Origin of the sequence: Microbulbifer sp. VAAF005, assembly GCF_030012985.1 — a bacterium.
Taxonomy (GTDB): domain Bacteria; phylum Pseudomonadota; class Gammaproteobacteria; order Pseudomonadales; family Cellvibrionaceae; genus Microbulbifer.
In genome coordinates, this window is record NZ_CP120233.1 from 2,221,702 (window position 1) to 2,236,426 (window position 14,725).

13 protein-coding genes are annotated in these 14,725 nt (G+C 49.4%); 10 read left to right on the top strand and 3 right to left on the bottom strand.

What is annotated here, in order from left to right; translation table 11 throughout:
* Nucleotides 1–6 precede the first annotated feature (6 nt).
* Nucleotides 7–579 carry a tRNA-(ms[2]io[6]A)-hydroxylase gene (locus P0078_RS09725; protein ID WP_282934189.1) on the top strand — a complete coding sequence of 191 codons (573 nt, stop codon included), beginning with the start codon at nucleotides 7–9 and terminating at the stop codon, nucleotides 577–579.
* Between the two features lie 86 nt (nucleotides 580–665).
* Entirely contained in the window at nucleotides 666–1,403 is a 738-nt protein-coding gene (locus tag P0078_RS09730) for a DUF2238 domain-containing protein (RefSeq protein ID WP_282934190.1), read from the top strand.
* On the opposite strand, the gene P0078_RS09735 is transcribed toward P0078_RS09730, so the two are convergent.
* Nucleotides 1,385–1,861, bottom strand: a complete 477-nt coding sequence (locus P0078_RS09735) for an Lrp/AsnC family transcriptional regulator (RefSeq protein WP_282934191.1) — start codon at nucleotides 1,859–1,861, stop codon at nucleotides 1,385–1,387. The genes P0078_RS09730 and P0078_RS09735 overlap by 19 nt on opposite strands.
* A gap of 177 nt (nucleotides 1,862–2,038) precedes the next feature.
* Here P0078_RS09735 and P0078_RS09740 point away from each other — a divergent pair, with 177 nt between their 5' ends.
* Nucleotides 2,039–3,712 (top strand): aminotransferase class V-fold PLP-dependent enzyme, encoded by a 1,674-nt coding sequence (locus tag P0078_RS09740; RefSeq protein ID WP_282934192.1) that lies wholly within the window; start codon nucleotides 2,039–2,041, stop codon nucleotides 3,710–3,712.
* A 19-nt stretch (nucleotides 3,713–3,731) separates the two neighbouring features.
* On the opposite strand, the gene P0078_RS09745 is transcribed toward P0078_RS09740, so the two are convergent.
* Together P0078_RS09745 and P0078_RS09750 are read right to left on the bottom strand one after the other, a co-directional pair.
* Nucleotides 3,732–4,634: a universal stress protein gene (locus tag P0078_RS09745; RefSeq protein WP_282934193.1), complete on the bottom strand. Its 903-nt coding sequence runs from the start codon at nucleotides 4,632–4,634 to the stop codon at nucleotides 3,732–3,734.
* Nucleotides 4,634–6,136, bottom strand: coding sequence for a SulP family inorganic anion transporter (locus P0078_RS09750; protein ID WP_413664447.1), 1,503 nt, complete (start codon nucleotides 6,134–6,136; stop codon nucleotides 4,634–4,636). The genes P0078_RS09745 and P0078_RS09750 overlap by 1 nt, the downstream gene beginning before the upstream one ends.
* 372 nt (nucleotides 6,137–6,508) lie before the next feature.
* Here P0078_RS09750 and P0078_RS09755 point away from each other — a divergent pair, with 372 nt between their 5' ends.
* The 7 genes from P0078_RS09755 (at nucleotide 6,509) to P0078_RS09785 (ending at nucleotide 14,540) form a co-directional block, all read left to right on the top strand.
* Nucleotides 6,509–7,789 carry an efflux RND transporter periplasmic adaptor subunit gene (locus P0078_RS09755; RefSeq protein WP_282934194.1) on the top strand — a complete coding sequence of 427 codons (1,281 nt, stop codon included), beginning with the start codon at nucleotides 6,509–6,511 and terminating at the stop codon, nucleotides 7,787–7,789.
* Nucleotides 7,790–7,871: 82 nt separating this feature from the next.
* Entirely contained in the window at nucleotides 7,872–8,573 is a 702-nt protein-coding gene (locus tag P0078_RS09760; RefSeq protein WP_108731860.1) for an ABC transporter ATP-binding protein, read from the top strand.
* Between the two features lie 12 nt (nucleotides 8,574–8,585).
* Entirely contained in the window at nucleotides 8,586–9,899 is a 1,314-nt protein-coding gene (locus tag P0078_RS09765) for an ABC transporter permease (RefSeq protein WP_282934195.1), read from the top strand.
* Nucleotides 9,900–9,908: 9 nt separating this feature from the next.
* Nucleotides 9,909–11,114 (top strand): ABC transporter permease, encoded by a 1,206-nt coding sequence (locus P0078_RS09770; protein WP_282934196.1) that lies wholly within the window; start codon nucleotides 9,909–9,911, stop codon nucleotides 11,112–11,114.
* Between the two features lie 61 nt (nucleotides 11,115–11,175).
* Nucleotides 11,176–11,700 carry a nuclear transport factor 2 family protein gene (locus P0078_RS09775; protein WP_282934197.1) on the top strand — a complete coding sequence of 175 codons (525 nt, stop codon included), beginning with the start codon at nucleotides 11,176–11,178 and terminating at the stop codon, nucleotides 11,698–11,700.
* A 117-nt stretch (nucleotides 11,701–11,817) separates the two neighbouring features.
* A complete protein-coding gene (locus P0078_RS09780) occupies nucleotides 11,818–13,170 on the top strand; it encodes a sigma-54-dependent transcriptional regulator (protein WP_282934198.1) in 1,353 nt (450 codons plus the stop codon).
* 122 nt (nucleotides 13,171–13,292) lie between these two features.
* Nucleotides 13,293–14,540 (top strand): sensor histidine kinase, encoded by a 1,248-nt coding sequence (locus tag P0078_RS09785; protein ID WP_282934199.1) that lies wholly within the window; start codon nucleotides 13,293–13,295, stop codon nucleotides 14,538–14,540.
* The last annotated feature ends 185 nt before the right edge of the window (nucleotides 14,541–14,725 follow it).

Genomic DNA, 14,725 nt, shown 5'->3' on the forward strand with positions numbered 1-14,725 from the left:
TCGACTATGTTTGCACTGCGATTTCACACCCCCAAACCCTGGGCTCAAGTGGTGCTCGCCGACTTTGATCGATTCCTGCAGGACCATGCTGCCGCAGAGAAAAAGGCCTCCGGCATGGCGGTATCCATGTTCTCCCACTATCCCGACAAGCCCGTTTTAGTGGAAGCCATGATCAACCTGGCACTGGAAGAAATGAACCACTTCCGCCAGGTTATCAAGATTATGCATGATCGAGGGATCTACCAGGCACCGGATGCGAAAGATCCGTATATCAACACCCTGCGCCAACTGATTCGCCAGGGGCCAGATGAATACTTGATGGACCGCCTGCTCACCGCAGCGATCATCGAAGCGCGGGGGTGCGAGCGCTTTGGACTGGTGGCTGAGGCACTGCCATCTGGCCCCCTGAAGACCTTCTACCAGGTCATCACCGATAGTGAAGCTCGCCACCACGAACTATTTGTCGAACTCGCCCTGGAGTACTTTCCCCGCGAAAAAGTGGAAGCGAGGCTATCTGAATTACTCGACGAGGAAGCCGCGATTACTGCCGCACTCCCACACCGCGCGGCATTGCATTAGCGGACCGTAATTCAACGCAATTCCTATTCCCCTCCAATGGTGTATCCTGGCGCCAATCTCTAGCCCGACGTAGAGGCGCCAAACATATGCAGATTTTCCTTCGCCAACACTGGTTCCGCCTGTTCTTATTGACCACATTTGCCATTACCTGGGCCTGGTCTGCCTGGAACCCCCTGCACCCCGATGACTGGTTGCTTGAGAACTATCTGGTATTTGCCGCTCTACCGGTCATTTTGATCAGTGCACGGAGTTTTCCCTTATCGAATATCTCCTATACATTGATCACCATCTTCATGTGCCTTCATGTGATCGGCTCTCACTATACCTATGCCGAAACGCCTTTTGGCTACACCTTGCAGGAATGGCTGGGCTCCGATCGCAATATGTACGACCGCCTGGTGCATTTCAGCTTTGGCCTTCTCCTGGCCTACCCGGTGCGAGAGGTTCTTGTGCGCCTGGCTCAGCTGCGTGGATTCTGGGCCTATTTCTTCCCGGTAGACGTGACTTTTGCGCTCTCATCAATCTACGAAATCATCGAGTGGCAAGCGGCAAAAGCTGTCTCTCCAGAATTGGGCGCAGCCTTCCTCGGCTCTCAGGGAGACATCTGGGATGCGCAGAAAGACATGCTGCTAGCGGGGCTCGGCTCTATCACCACTATGCTGGTGGTACTCGCCCTGAACCTGTGGTTGAACTCCAACGCCTGGAGTGAGATTCGCAACAGTCTTAAGGCCCCCCGGGTGACAGCGCCCTGGGAGAAACCCGATTGCGCCACTGGTGGAGTAATCGACGCGGCTAGAGTCCACCCCTATTTGGACAATGCATGATTAAGTGGTAGACGGGTTGTCTGCTTCATCGTCTCCATAACAAAACTGGAGCTGACATCAAACAGGTCGGCTTTGATCAGTTCCTTATAGAGACGATCGTAGCCAGGCATATCGGTGACTACCGCTTTGATCAGATAGTCCAAATCTCCACTCATACGATGGACCTCAAGAATTTCAGCCACCCCCTGTACCAATTCGCTAAAACGGGCGGCCCACTGATCATTGTGCTGGTTGGTACGAATTGAAATATAGACCGTCAGCGGCAAGTTCAGTTTTTGCTGATCGAGGAGGGTAACCCTGTCGCAAATCACCCCCTCACTCTCAAGACGCTGAATGCGGCGCCAGCACGCCGACTTGGACATCCCAACCCGCTCGGCAATATCCCCCACTGACAGGGTCGCATCAGCCTGCAACAGCTCGAGTATTGCCCTATCCAGTTTGCTTAATCCTTCAGTCATCACTCAGTCCCCGCCTCGCCCAATCATACAAAATAACGCTTTATGGCACAGTTTTACGGTTTATATCTTATTATCGGCACATTCATTCATAAAATACACAATAAAAGATACAAGTAGAGACATTGTTTCAAGCATTCGGGACTAAAGTGAGCCCCACAAAACAGGGGAAAGGAAATCATGACAGACCTGATAAAGCACATCCGCGACTCGGTAATCGGCGATATGCAAGCAATCGTAACGCCATTTGGAAAACGTCCTCTGGTGTACGCCGATTACACAGCTTCCGGTCGTGCGCTGACATTTATCGAAGAGACTATCCGCCAGCAGGTACTGCCCTTCTATGCCAATACCCACAGCGAGAGCTCCTATACCGGTGCCCATACAACCGCGCTACGGGAGCAAGCCCGTGAAGAAATTCGTCAGGCAGTCAACGGCGGCGATAACCATAAAGTGATTTTTTGTGGTTCTGGTGCAACAGCCGCGATCAACAAATTGATCGATATTCTCAACTTGCGCCTGCCCGCAGACCTGGATAGGCAACACCAGCTCTTAAGTAGAATTCCCGAACATGATCGCCCGGTTATATTTATCGGCCCATACGAGCACCATTCCAATGAACTCCCCTGGCGAGAGAGCGTTGCCGATTTGATCGCTATTCCACTGGATCAAAGTGGCAAACTTGACCTTGAAGCACTGGAATCAGCACTGCGCGCCCATGCCCATAGACCACACAAAATCGGCAGTTTTTCTGCGGCCTCTAACGTAACCGGAATCAAAACAGATGTAGAGGCAGTGACTGCACTCCTTAAAAAACACGGAGCTCTATCTTTTTGGGACTACGCCGCCGCAGCACCCTATGTGCAAATTAATATGCAAGGGCCAGCAACGCCGGATAGCCACTACCAAAAGGATGCCGTGTTTATCTCCCCGCACAAATTCATCGGAGGACCTGGCACCCCAGGTATTCTGGTTGTACACGAAGATCTGCTGAAAAATTCAGTACCTGCCACACCGGGAGGCGGTACCGTCCTTTATGTCACGCCGGAAGATCACCGCTATCTGGAAGACGCCGAGCGCAGTGAAGAGGGCGGCACTCCAGCCATTATTGAGTCGATCAGGGCCGGTATGGTTTTCAAACTTCAACAGACGGTGGGCGCAAAAGAGATTGGTCGACGCGAAACCCAATTTTTACAGCGGGCACTGCAACGCTGGTCGGAGGAGGAGGCCATTGAGATACTCGGCAATACTGACTCTGCGCGACTATCCATCATCTCCCTGCGAATTAAATGGAACAATAAGGACCTTCACTACGGTTTTGTGGTGGCATTGCTCAATGACCTATTTGGTATTCAGGTTCGCGGAGGCTGCTCCTGTGCCGGTCCCTACGGACACGCTTTATTGGGCATCGATATGGCCCACAGTAAATCCCTGGAAGAACAAATCCTGCAAGGTCACAAGGTACTGAGACCCGGTTGGATAAGACTCAATTTTAACTATTTTATCAGCGAGGAGGTCTTCGAATACTTATTGGAGGCAGTGGCCCTGGTCGCCATCTACGGCTGGAGATTGTTGCCGTTTTACCGTTTTGACCCACTCACCGGCGTATGGCGATATCAGGATAAGAAAATGAAGACATCGCTTGATATTTCTCAGCTGACATTTACCGAGAAAGACACGCAACAAGAGCAGGAAAACCGTTGCAACTTAAATCTTAAGAGCTATTTAATGATGGGAGAAAAAGAGCTTCGCAAAGTTGGTCGCGAAGCCCTTTTCTACGATTTAAGACTGCCCGATGAGGCAGAACCCCTACGCTGGTTTGCCAGCCCCCGGGAAGCGGCACTGGCACTCTAAGTGGGAAGCGAAGAGGCTTCTACCGCAACAGCAACAGAGGCTGACGGGCTTTCAACAACATTTTTACAGTGATGCTTCCCATCAGAAGGTCGTGCAGGCGGTTGTGACTGAAAGCTCCCATCACGGTTAGGTCAATCTGGTGCTCAGTTTGGTAGGCCACCAAAGCTTCAACGGTATTGCCAGTGAGATTACTGGCAGTGCAAGTGAGTCCTGCAGAATCCAGTTTGGCCGAGGCTTCAGCCAACAAATTCTCCGCAGTTTCAGCGGGCCCTACATAGACAAGGTGACAGGAGAGTTCGCGAAATAATGGGCTCTCTGCAACCATCGCCAATGCCTTGCACGAGGCCTCACTGCCATCGTAGGCAAGCATCACCCTGCTGGGCTCTGTGAAGTCCCGATTGACCACCAGAATCGGCTTGTGCAGTGAGCGCACTACTGTCTCCAGGTGAGCGCCAAGTCCACGCTCAGAATCCCCGTGCTCTTCACCGCGAATTCCTAACACCAGCGCGCGAATGGAGTCTTCCATTTCCACCACTGATTCTGTCAGGCTGTCGTGACGCTGGCAGGCTTTGATATTTTGCACACCGGCATCTTCGGCGCGGCTGCGGGCGGCCTGTAGCATCAGCTTGCCCTGCTGCACCATTAACTGCGCCCGCTGCTGCTCCAGCGCAGTTAACTCTTCCAGCAACTCCTCCTGACTTCCCAGGCCAATACTGCCGGTAAAATCGGTTACCGCAGGGACACTGCTTCTTTCGATGTTGTGCAACAGCTTCAGCGGTGCTTGCAGGCTCCTGGCCAGCCAGGCCGAGTAATCACACACCGCTCCAGTGTAATGAGAGCCATCGATACAAGAGAGTATCAATGGCGCCTTGCCGCCATTACCTGTGTTCTCATTGCTATTTTCGCTGTTGCTTACGGCCATCAATGTCCTCCAAGAACCCGCTCAATTTCCTCGGGCTTATCGTGTACGCCAAAACGGTCGACGATCGTTTCACTGGCCTCATTCAGTCCTACCAGTTCAACTTGTGCTCCCTCGCGGCGGAACTTAAGCACCACCTTATCCAGCGCATTAACCCCGGAAACATCCCAGAAATGCGCACGGTTGAGGTCGATCACCACCGTATCCACCACCTCTTTGAAATCAAATGAAGCGGTAAACTTATCGGCTGAATTGAAAAATACCTGCCCAATGACCTTGTAAGTGCGGCGACTCTGCTTTTCATCCAGAGAGCTGCTCACATACATAAAGTGACTGACTTTGTTGGCAAAGAACAGCGATGCCAACAGCACACCGACAAATACACCATAGGCCAGGTTGTGAGTCCACACTACCACAACCACAGTGGCCAGCATGACCAAATTTGTAGAGAGTGGGTAGTGCTTCAGGTTGCGGATGGAGCCCCAGTCAAAGGTGCCGATAGAGACCATAATCATGACTGCCACCAGCGCCGCCATGGGGATCACAGCAACCCAGTCACTGATAAACACTACCAGTGTCAGCAGACCGATACCGGCCACCAGAGTGGAAAGACGGCCGCGGCCACCGGATTTCACATTAATAACAGACTGGCCGATCATCGCACAGCCAGCCATACCACCCAGGGTACCCGCAGCAATATTGGCAATACCCTGACCTTTACACTCGCGGTTCTTGTCACTGGTAGTATCCGTCAGGTCGTCGACAATCGTCGCGGTCATCAGGGATTCCAGCAAGCCCACAACGGCCAGACCTGCGGAGTAGGGAAAGATAATCTGTAAGGTTTCAAAGTTAAGCGGAACTTCTGGCCAGAGGAAAACAGGCAAAGTATCCGGCAGCTCACCCATATCGCCGACAGTGCGAATATCCAATCCCATAGTCACCGCCACTGCGGTGAGGAGCAGAATACACACCAGCGGTGATGGCACAGCCTTGCCAATCACGGGGATATAAGGGAACAGGTAAATAATCCCCAGACCCGCCGCAGTCATTGCATAGACTTCCCAGGTGCCGCCGATCAATTCCGGCATTTGCGCCAGGAATATCAATATTGCCAGGGCATTGACGAACCCTGTCACCACAGCCCGGGAGACAAAACTCATTAAGCTCCCCAGCTTCAGGTAACCCGCAATAATTTGCAGTACCCCCGTCAATAAGGTTGCCGCAAGCAAATATTGCAGCCCGTGTTCCTTCACCAGGGTCACCATCAGCAGAGCCATGGCCCCGGTGGCAGCGGAGATCATTCCCGGGCGACCGCCAACAAATGCAATCACAACAGCAATACAGAAAGAGGCGTAGAGCCCGACCCTGGGGTCAACGCCCGCGATAATCGAGAAAGCGATGGCTTCGGGTATCAAAGCCAAGGCCACTACCAGGCCGGCGAGAACATCCCGACGTATGTTGCCGAACCAGTCGGCTTTGGTCGATGAGAGCAGCGAAGGAAACATAGGAGACAGCTAATTAAATTGAGATTGATCAAAAAAAGGCCGCGCACTCTACCATAAACGGCAGCAACCCCGCATGGCACAACCCCCCTATCCCCACTTTTCCTCTGACAAATATCAGAGCTGTCCTCTGCCGTCCGACTGCGGACAAGGCGGACACCGGACACTTTTTGCGGACACCCTCAAGAAAACAAAAAAACACAAAAATCTAAAAAATTCCTTTTATTTCAACAGGTTAAACAAAACTTAACTGTTGGCATGCTTATTGCGATACCCCTCCTAACAAGCAGATTCTTAACTCTGAATCCAAATTTCCAAAAGCCTGCATCCAAATACCAACGACAGGCAAAACAGTAAGAGAAACGGAAAGCCGCAATGATTAGAGATACTTCCAGACAAGATACCAAGATAGAAGCCGTGCCGGTTTGGAAGAACAAAAAGGTCGTCAAAGTCTCGGTATTTGCCAGTTTGACAGTGGCATTCCTGATCTGGGGTATCAGCTCCTGGCACAGCAATAGCTCCGTCGACAGCACCCTTTCCCTGTCCCAAATCAATATCGCCCAGGTCCAGCGAGGAGACCTGGTGCGGGACCTGGTGGTTCAGGGCCAAGTGGTCGCTGCAAACAGCCCAACGCTTTTCAGCCCTGCCCAGGGCATTGTGAAGTTTGCGGTGAAAGCTGGGGATACCGTTGACGAAGGGCAATTGCTGGCCACAGTCGACAGTCCGGAACTATCCAATCAGCTGGCCCAGGAAAACGCCCAACTCAACCAGCTGACGGTGAACCTACAGCGCCAAAAAATCCAGGCCAAACGCCAGCATATGGAAAACCAGCAAAAGGCCGACCTGGCCAAAGTCAACCTCACCGCTGCCAAGCGAGAGTTGAGACGTGCAGAGCTGTCTATGGAAAAGCAAATTATCTCGCGGCTGGATTTTGAAAAAACCAAGGACGATATGGCCCGCGCCCAGCTGGAGTACGAACAAGCCGTACAAAATGCGGGACTGGAAAAAGAATCACTGACCTTTGAAACCCAGAACCTGGAACTCCAGGTCTCACAACAACGTCTTCAGGTAGAAGAAACTGAGCGCCGTGTACGCGAGCTGAACATTATCTCACCGGTCAACGGCACCGTCGGTAGCTTGGCTGTGGCGCAGCGCAGCGCCGTAGGTGCCAATGCGCCACTTATTACAGTCGTCGATCTCACCAGTTTTGAACTCGAGGCCAAGGTGCCGGAAAACTATGCCGACGATCTGGGCATCAGCATGGCCGTGGCAATCAATCTCGGTGGAAAAGAATTATCCGGGGAAATTACCGCAATCTCCCCCGAAGTCATCAACGGTCAGGTGGTTGCACGGGTTCGCTTTACCGAGGGCCAGCCGAAAAAGCTGCGACAAAATCTCCGCCTTACCGCCCGCATACTGCTGGAAAACCGCAATAACGTACTACTGGTCAAACGCGGTGGCTTTCTCGATCAAAGCGGTGGCAATCATGCCTTTCGCTTGAACAGCGAACAACAGGCGGAGCGAGTTTCCATCCAGATAGGCGCCTTTGGCTTAAAACAGGTGGAAATTGTCTCAGGCCTGCAAGAGGGAGACAGAATCATTATCTCCTCTTCCGAGGAGCTCGAAAATGCCCAGCTGGTTGCGCTGACAGATTAACCCGGAATTCAAATTGGAGCTCGGTATAGCTCCTTAGTAAATCAATCAATAGTTTAAAGTTTAAGAAAAAGGGAATATCGCAATGTTGAAAATGAACAATATCCGTAAAAGTTTCCGTACCGATACTATAGAAACTCATGCGCTGCGCGATTTCAGCCTAGAGGTTAAAGAGGGCGAATTTGTTTCGGTGACCGGCCCCAGTGGCTCCGGTAAAACCACCTTTCTCAACATCGCCGGTCTGCTGGAAACTCCCACCAGTGGAGAATACCTGCTCGACGGTGAGAATGTCAGTAATCTCAATGACCGCCAGCGTTCACATCTGCGCAACGAAAAGATAGGCTTTATTTTCCAGGGATTTAACCTGATTCCCGACCTGACCTTATTCGACAATATCGACGTTCCCCTGCGCTATCGTGGTTTCAATGCAAAAGAACGCCGCAAACGTATTGAAAAAGTGCTCGAGCAGGTAGGTCTTTCTGCACGCGCCAAGCACCTGCCAGCACAGCTCTCCGGTGGACAGCAGCAACGTATCGCTATCGCTCGCGCTTTAGCCGGCGAGCCCCGTTTTTTACTCGCGGACGAGCCCACCGGCAACCTCGACTCCTTAATGGCCCGCCAGGTAATGGAGCTACTGGAGTTTATTAACGAGTGGGGAACCACCATTGTGATGGTTACCCACGATCCGGAACTCGCTCGCCGTGCCCATCGCAACATCCAGATCGTGGATGGACAGGTTTGTGATTTACGTGCGGTCCCCGAGCAGCCTGCTGCCGTTACTGCTTAAGGAGTCTGCACCATGTTTGGATACTATATTTCCCTGGCTTTGCGCAGCCTGCGCGGTACGCCAATTTTAAGCGGCTTGATGATCTCTGCTATTGCGGTGGGCGTCGGAGCCTCCATGACTGTTCTCACCCTCAACTATATGATGTCGCAAAATGCACTCCAGCATAAAGATGACGTTCTTTTCGCTGTGCAGCTGGATGGTTGGAACCCTAAGGAAGCTGCAAATACGGCCAATGAGATACCCTGGCAATTGACTTACCAGGATACACAAGCGCTTCTACGCTCAGATATTCCAACTCGCCAAGTTGCCATGCACCGCTTCGGGTTTACGGTTCAACTTGAAAACTCATCGATGCGCCCTTTTACCGCATCTACCCGCGTCACTACGCGCGATTTTTTCTCCCTTTTTGATGTGCCTTTTATTTACGGCGGTACCTGGGAAAATGAAGCAGACTCTTCTCATGTCGCGGTTGTTGTTCTATCCAAGTCGATGAATGACAAATTATTTTCTGGCGAAGACAGTGTAGGCAAATCCATCATCCTAAATGGCGAGCCCTTTACTGTTGTTGGCGTTATTGATCACTGGGAGCCTGCTCCTAAAGTTTATGACCTTAACAACAGTGCCTTTGGCAGCGCCGAAAAACTGTTTGTGCCCTTCGGGCTACATAGGAAACTGGAGATATACAGCTGGGGAAACACCAATGGGTGGAAAAATGGTGAAGGCCATGGCTACGAGGGATTCCTACAAAGTGAGGATATTTGGATACAGTATTGGGTCGAGATAAATAGTAGCGACCAAAAAGCTCAATATGAAGATTTCCTGACTGCATATATTAATGGTGAAAAAATACAGGGGCGCTTTGAACGACCATTAAAATTTGCCCTGAGCAAGCCCTCTGAATGGCTGGTTCTTAACGAAGTCCTCAGAGATGATAACCGTGTATTGGGCTGGATATCTCTGGCTTTCTTATTAGTTTGTATCATCAATGCTGTAGCTTTATTGCTCGCTAAGTTTTTGCGTAAAGCACCCGAGGCTGGTGTCCGACGTGCCCTGGGAGCGAGCAGAGGCGCTATATTTACCCAACACTTAATTGAAAGTTCTGCCATTGGATTAATCGGTGGTATCGCCGGAATATTCATTGCAGTCATGGGTATTAGTGGAATTCGCTACCTAGCCATGGGGCAAATGGATACTGTTGCTACGATGGATTGGATAATGATGATTGCAGCCATCGCTCTCGCTTTGATTGCAAGCCTACTCGCAGGAATCTATCCGGCTTGGCGTATCAGCCGTACCAACCCCTCCATTTATCTGAAAACCCAGTAAGGCCGAATCATGTTGGAATTGAAACCTATGTTGTCTGCCCTCTGGCGCAACAAAATATCAGCAATGTTAATCGCTATGCAGCTAGCATTAACATTGGCGATCATCAGTAACATTGTGGTTATTGTACAGGATCGCATTGGCAAGATAACACGACCGACAGGTATTGCCGTGGAAGAAATTATTGCTATAAACGTTATGGCAATCCCCCAAGATTACGACATGATCAGTGCAGCTTCTTCTGATTTAAAATTGCTACGCGAACTGTCCCACGTCAAGGACGCATCTGTTACACAGCAAGTACCCTTATCACAATCAGGATCTGCTGGCGTATTTTACACGCAGCCAAATCAGGAAATCGGTGGGGTCGTCTCCAACCGTTACAATACAGATCCACACTTCATTAATACTCTAGGTCTTAATTTAATTGCGGGCCGAAATTTTACAGATGTGGAAATGCAGTATTTTGACCCTAATGAAATCAGGGAAATGTCAGTTGCCATTATCACTAAGCAGTTCGCTGAAAAACTGTACCCTAACCAGGACCCTATAGGTAAACCTTTATATGATGGCAACAACCATCCAATAGAAATCATTGGTGTTGTCGAGAGACATCTGGGAGCCTGGGTAGGATGGTCAAACGCAGGTAATGTAGCCTTTTTTCCCGTCGTTAGAAACACGCAAGATATAAATTATTTAGTTCGGACTGAATCAGGAAAGCGCAATGACGTACTGAAGGTACTAGAGGAAAAATTATCTGAACGCGACCCTCAAAGAGTAATAAAAACAAAAGTACTTACAGAGTATGTCGCCCGAAGTTATGCCCGCGATAATTTAATGGTTAAAGTCCTATCTATTGTTGCTGCCATGTTGAGTTTTATTGTAGCTCTTGGCATTGTAGGCCTAACCATATTCTGGATTAATCAAAGGGCCAAACAAATTGGGGTTAGACGTGCATTAGGAGCCACCCGCACCAATATCAGTCGCTATTTTCTTATAGAAAACGGAATGATAGCGAGCCTGGGTATCGCAGTTGGCAGTGCAGCAGCACTAATTGCCAATCAATATATGGTTCGCGATTACTCACAGCCCACTTTGACAATTGCACCCCTAGTTGTTTGTGCATTACTGGTACTTTTAGTCAGTCTTGTAGCTGCACTTGCCCCAGCGTTACGAGCAGCGAATATATCGCCGGCAACAGCCACCCGAAGTATCTAAATAACAACCTTGAGGGGGTGGCCTACTTGCTCGCCCCCAGCAAACAATAAGGACATTGATTTTGTTAAAAAAAATATTTTCTTTATTTTTTATGGGGCTGCCCCTCCTAAGCTCAGCTTCTCAAGCTGAAAAACATCCAGTTATTGCTGGACCAATAGCAAATGAAGAATTAGTACAACAAATTACAAAAGCTGACCAACGCTTATTTGATGCGTTATTCAACAATTGTGATCTAAGAGAAGCACAAAACCTGGTGACCGATGATTTTGAAATGTACCATGACAAGTGGGGTCAAACAGCGAAGTCTGGAGAAGAGTTTGTCAAGGCCATTACCAATATGTGTAAACAGCGTGAAAATGGAAATGATATTCGTGCACGTCGTGAATTGGTAATCGAGAGTTCTAAAGTCTACCCCGTCAACCATTATGGTGCTATTCAGTCCGGTACCCATCGATTTTATGGCATCAATGACGACAATTCTGAAGTCTTACGGGAAAGTTCTCAGTTCACTCATCTCTGGAAACAGGTTGATGATAAGTGGCAGCTCGCGAGGGTACTTAGCTTCGACCATAAACCCGCTGAGTAACATATCGGCCACCAACTCTCCCGAACCTATTTGTGGCAGGGAAAACCTGCCACAAACATTCCCCCTCGCCACCAACACATTGCATAATAGGCGCCTTAATAGCGTGTCTTAGAAACTATGGACAAAGTACTTATTATTGATGACAACAGCAGTATCGTTTCCGCCCTGGAGATCCTGTTGTCCCTGCATGACTTGCAGCCACTTTGTGCGATTACTCCTCAAGCCGGATTACAACTGCTGCGAGAGAACAGCGATGTAAGCCTGGTTATCCAGGATATGAATTTCACCGCTGATACAACCTCTGGGGAAGAAGGCAAAGAGCTGTTCTTCGCAATTCGGGAAATAAATCCGGACCTTCCAATTATCCTTTTGACCGCTTGGACCCAACTGGAAATGGCAGTCGAGTTAGTCAGAGCTGGGGCTGCTGATTACCTGGGCAAACCCTGGGATGACAATAAACTAATATCCACAATTAACAATTTATTGGAGTTGGGAGAATTACAAAAGCGCCAGCAGGCATCCCAGCAACAGGTTTTGGATGCTCGACGCCAATTACAGGAAGATTTTCTACTACAAGGCATAATTTACCGCAGCGATAAAATGCAAAAGCTGCTGGAGATGGCCACTCAAGTAGCTAAATCTGAAGTTCCTATCCTGATCACAGGACCAAATGGGGCCGGCAAAGAGAAGATTGCTGAGATTGTCCAAGCGAACTCTTCATCGAGAGAAGGGCCTTTTATTAAAGTTAACGTAGGTGCACTGCCAGAAGATCTGATGGAAGCAGAGCTGTTCGGAGCCGAACCCGGAGCCTATACCGGCGCCGGCAATCGGGCACGGGAGGGTAGGTTTGAGGCCGCCGATGGCGGCACCCTGTTTCTCGATGAAATTGGCGAGCTGTCATCCAGTGGCCAGGTGAAACTACTGCGCGTACTGCAAACCGGGGAATTCCAACGTTTAGGCAGCAGCCAAACCCGCAAAACCAAAGTTCGGGTAATCAGTGCTACCAATAGGGATCTCCACAAGGCTATCGGGGAAGGTAAGTTTCGCCAGGATTTATTTTATCGACTCAATGTTATAGAACTGCGCCTCCCGCCACTACATGAGCGCCCTGAAGACATCCCTCCCCTGGCGATGAGCTTCCTCGCAGAAAGTGGCAACTCAAAAAAACTATCTCCTCAAGCGTTAAACGCCCTTACTCGCTATCATTGGCCCGGCAATGTGCGAGAACTTCAAAATGTTATGCAGCGAGCGGCCGTCCTTAGTCAGGAGGATACTATCGATGAAGCCGTCCTGGCACTTCCTGAGCAAACGCCAACCGACAAAGTGGAAGTGAGTTTTGAGCCCAGTCGCGAGTTGCTACAGGAGACTCTCTCCAATTGTAATGGCATTATTGCCCAGGCTGCACGTGAACTCGGTATGAGCCGTCAAGCGCTGTATCGCCGCTTGGAAAAACACGGTATACCCTATTGATGTCAAAATATTTTTCGCTTGAAGGCCGCCTAATTGCAATAGCAGCTATTCCTTTATTAGCCGGCATTACTATCAGCTGGCTCGGCACCCGAGCGGGCTTTAGCCCATCACTCTCCTGGGCTGTGGGGCTTTTAGCTTCACTGCCCCTGTTAATTGGACTTATAAGGCACACAATTGGCCCCCTGAACAGCACCATAAAATCACTGCAAAATGGGCTGCTAAATTTTCGTGACGGCGACTTCTCAATCTCCCTTGTGCCCCCGAAGGACAATGAGCTCCGACAAATAACACTGCTTTATAATGAGATTGGCGAACACTTACGTAAAGAGCGTGCTCATATTTATCAACGAGAACTCCTTTTAGATACCGTTATCCAGACATCTCCCCAAGCTCTTTTACTGGTCGATCAAAGCGATCGCATCATTTACTCAAACAGTAGTGCCAAACAACTACTCAATAATGGGAAACCTATACAAGGATTACTATTACAAAAGCTCCTGCCCAAAAGCCCCAAAGAAATAGTTAGCGCCATAAACAGCTGGAAAAATGGACTATTTAATTACACTGATACTAATGGGCCACACTCCATGCATATCGGAAATAGTACTTTTGTATTAAATGCCCAGAAGCATCGCTTAATCGTCTTGCGAGAAATGACCCGCGAACTAACCCGTGCAGAGGTAGAAGTTTGGAAAAAAGTTATTCGCTTGATCAGTCATGAACTGAACAACTCTTTAGCCCCAATTTCATCTCTCGCCCACTCAGGAAAGGTGCTGGTAACAAAACCTGGAAAAGAGCAAGCACTGGAAAAAGTGTTCGATATTATTGCAGACCGCTGCAAGCACCTTACGGAGTTCACCCAAGGGTATGCCTCTTTTGCAAAACTCCCTCCTCCAAGTTGCGAGACCATAGCTTGGCAAGATCTAGTCGATCGTATAATGCCAATTCAAGCGTTCTCACTTAAAGGCTCCTTACCAGATGAACCCGGTTATTTTGATCTCATTCAACTAGAGCAAGCCCTGCTAAATTTGATTAAGAATTCACGAGAAGCAGGCAGTAATAGTGAGGATATTGAGCTTGAAATCGCCACCGATACCTTTGGACAAAAGTTAGTACTCTCCGATCGTGGCTGCGGCATGAGTGAGAAAGTACTTGAGCAGGCGCTGCTCCCCTTTTTCTCAACTAAAGAGCAAGGTGTCGGCCTGGGCTTAGCGCTTTGCCGGGAAATCATTGATGCACACGACGGGTACATACAGCTCTTGAACCGCCCCAGCGGGGGTTGCAAATTTGCCTTTGGCTACCATGGAAAAATAAAAAAAACTAGACATGTAACAAGCTATGCTACAGAAGCTCTTCAGATGGGGAAATAATTTTCATTAACATCTTCAGGAAAATTTATCAGCGATCAAATAAACATCACACTGTAGTTTAAAATTGTGCCACCCCCCATAAATTTATTGCGGCCTATTCATCTTAAAACGTCATCCCTCTGTAGCTAATAATAAAAAACCTGAGCTGCCATAACTCGAAATCTGACTATTTTAGTAAATTTTAT

Excerpts from the sequence above, each read along its gene's own strand:
- P0078_RS09725 (WP_282934189.1), top strand. The coding sequence starts at position 7 with ATGTTTGCACTGCGATTTCACACCCCCAAACCCTGGGCTCAAGTGGTG.
- P0078_RS09730 (WP_282934190.1), top strand. The coding sequence starts at position 666 with ATGCAGATTTTCCTTCGCCAACACTGGTTCCGCCTGTTCTTATTGACC.
- P0078_RS09735 (WP_282934191.1), bottom strand. The coding sequence starts at position 1,861 with ATGACTGAAGGATTAAGCAAACTGGATAGGGCAATACTCGAGCTGTTG.
- P0078_RS09740 (WP_282934192.1), top strand. The coding sequence starts at position 2,039 with ATGACAGACCTGATAAAGCACATCCGCGACTCGGTAATCGGCGATATG.
- P0078_RS09745 (WP_282934193.1), bottom strand. The coding sequence starts at position 4,634 with ATGGCCGTAAGCAACAGCGAAAATAGCAATGAGAACACAGGTAATGGC.
- P0078_RS09750 (WP_413664447.1), bottom strand. The coding sequence starts at position 6,136 with ATGTTTCCTTCGCTGCTCTCATCGACCAAAGCCGACTGGTTCGGCAAC.
- P0078_RS09755 (WP_282934194.1), top strand. The coding sequence starts at position 6,509 with ATGATTAGAGATACTTCCAGACAAGATACCAAGATAGAAGCCGTGCCG.
- P0078_RS09760 (WP_108731860.1), top strand. The coding sequence starts at position 7,872 with ATGTTGAAAATGAACAATATCCGTAAAAGTTTCCGTACCGATACTATA.
- P0078_RS09765 (WP_282934195.1), top strand. The coding sequence starts at position 8,586 with ATGTTTGGATACTATATTTCCCTGGCTTTGCGCAGCCTGCGCGGTACG.
- P0078_RS09770 (WP_282934196.1), top strand. The coding sequence starts at position 9,909 with ATGTTGGAATTGAAACCTATGTTGTCTGCCCTCTGGCGCAACAAAATA.
- P0078_RS09780 (WP_282934198.1), top strand. The coding sequence starts at position 11,818 with ATGGACAAAGTACTTATTATTGATGACAACAGCAGTATCGTTTCCGCC.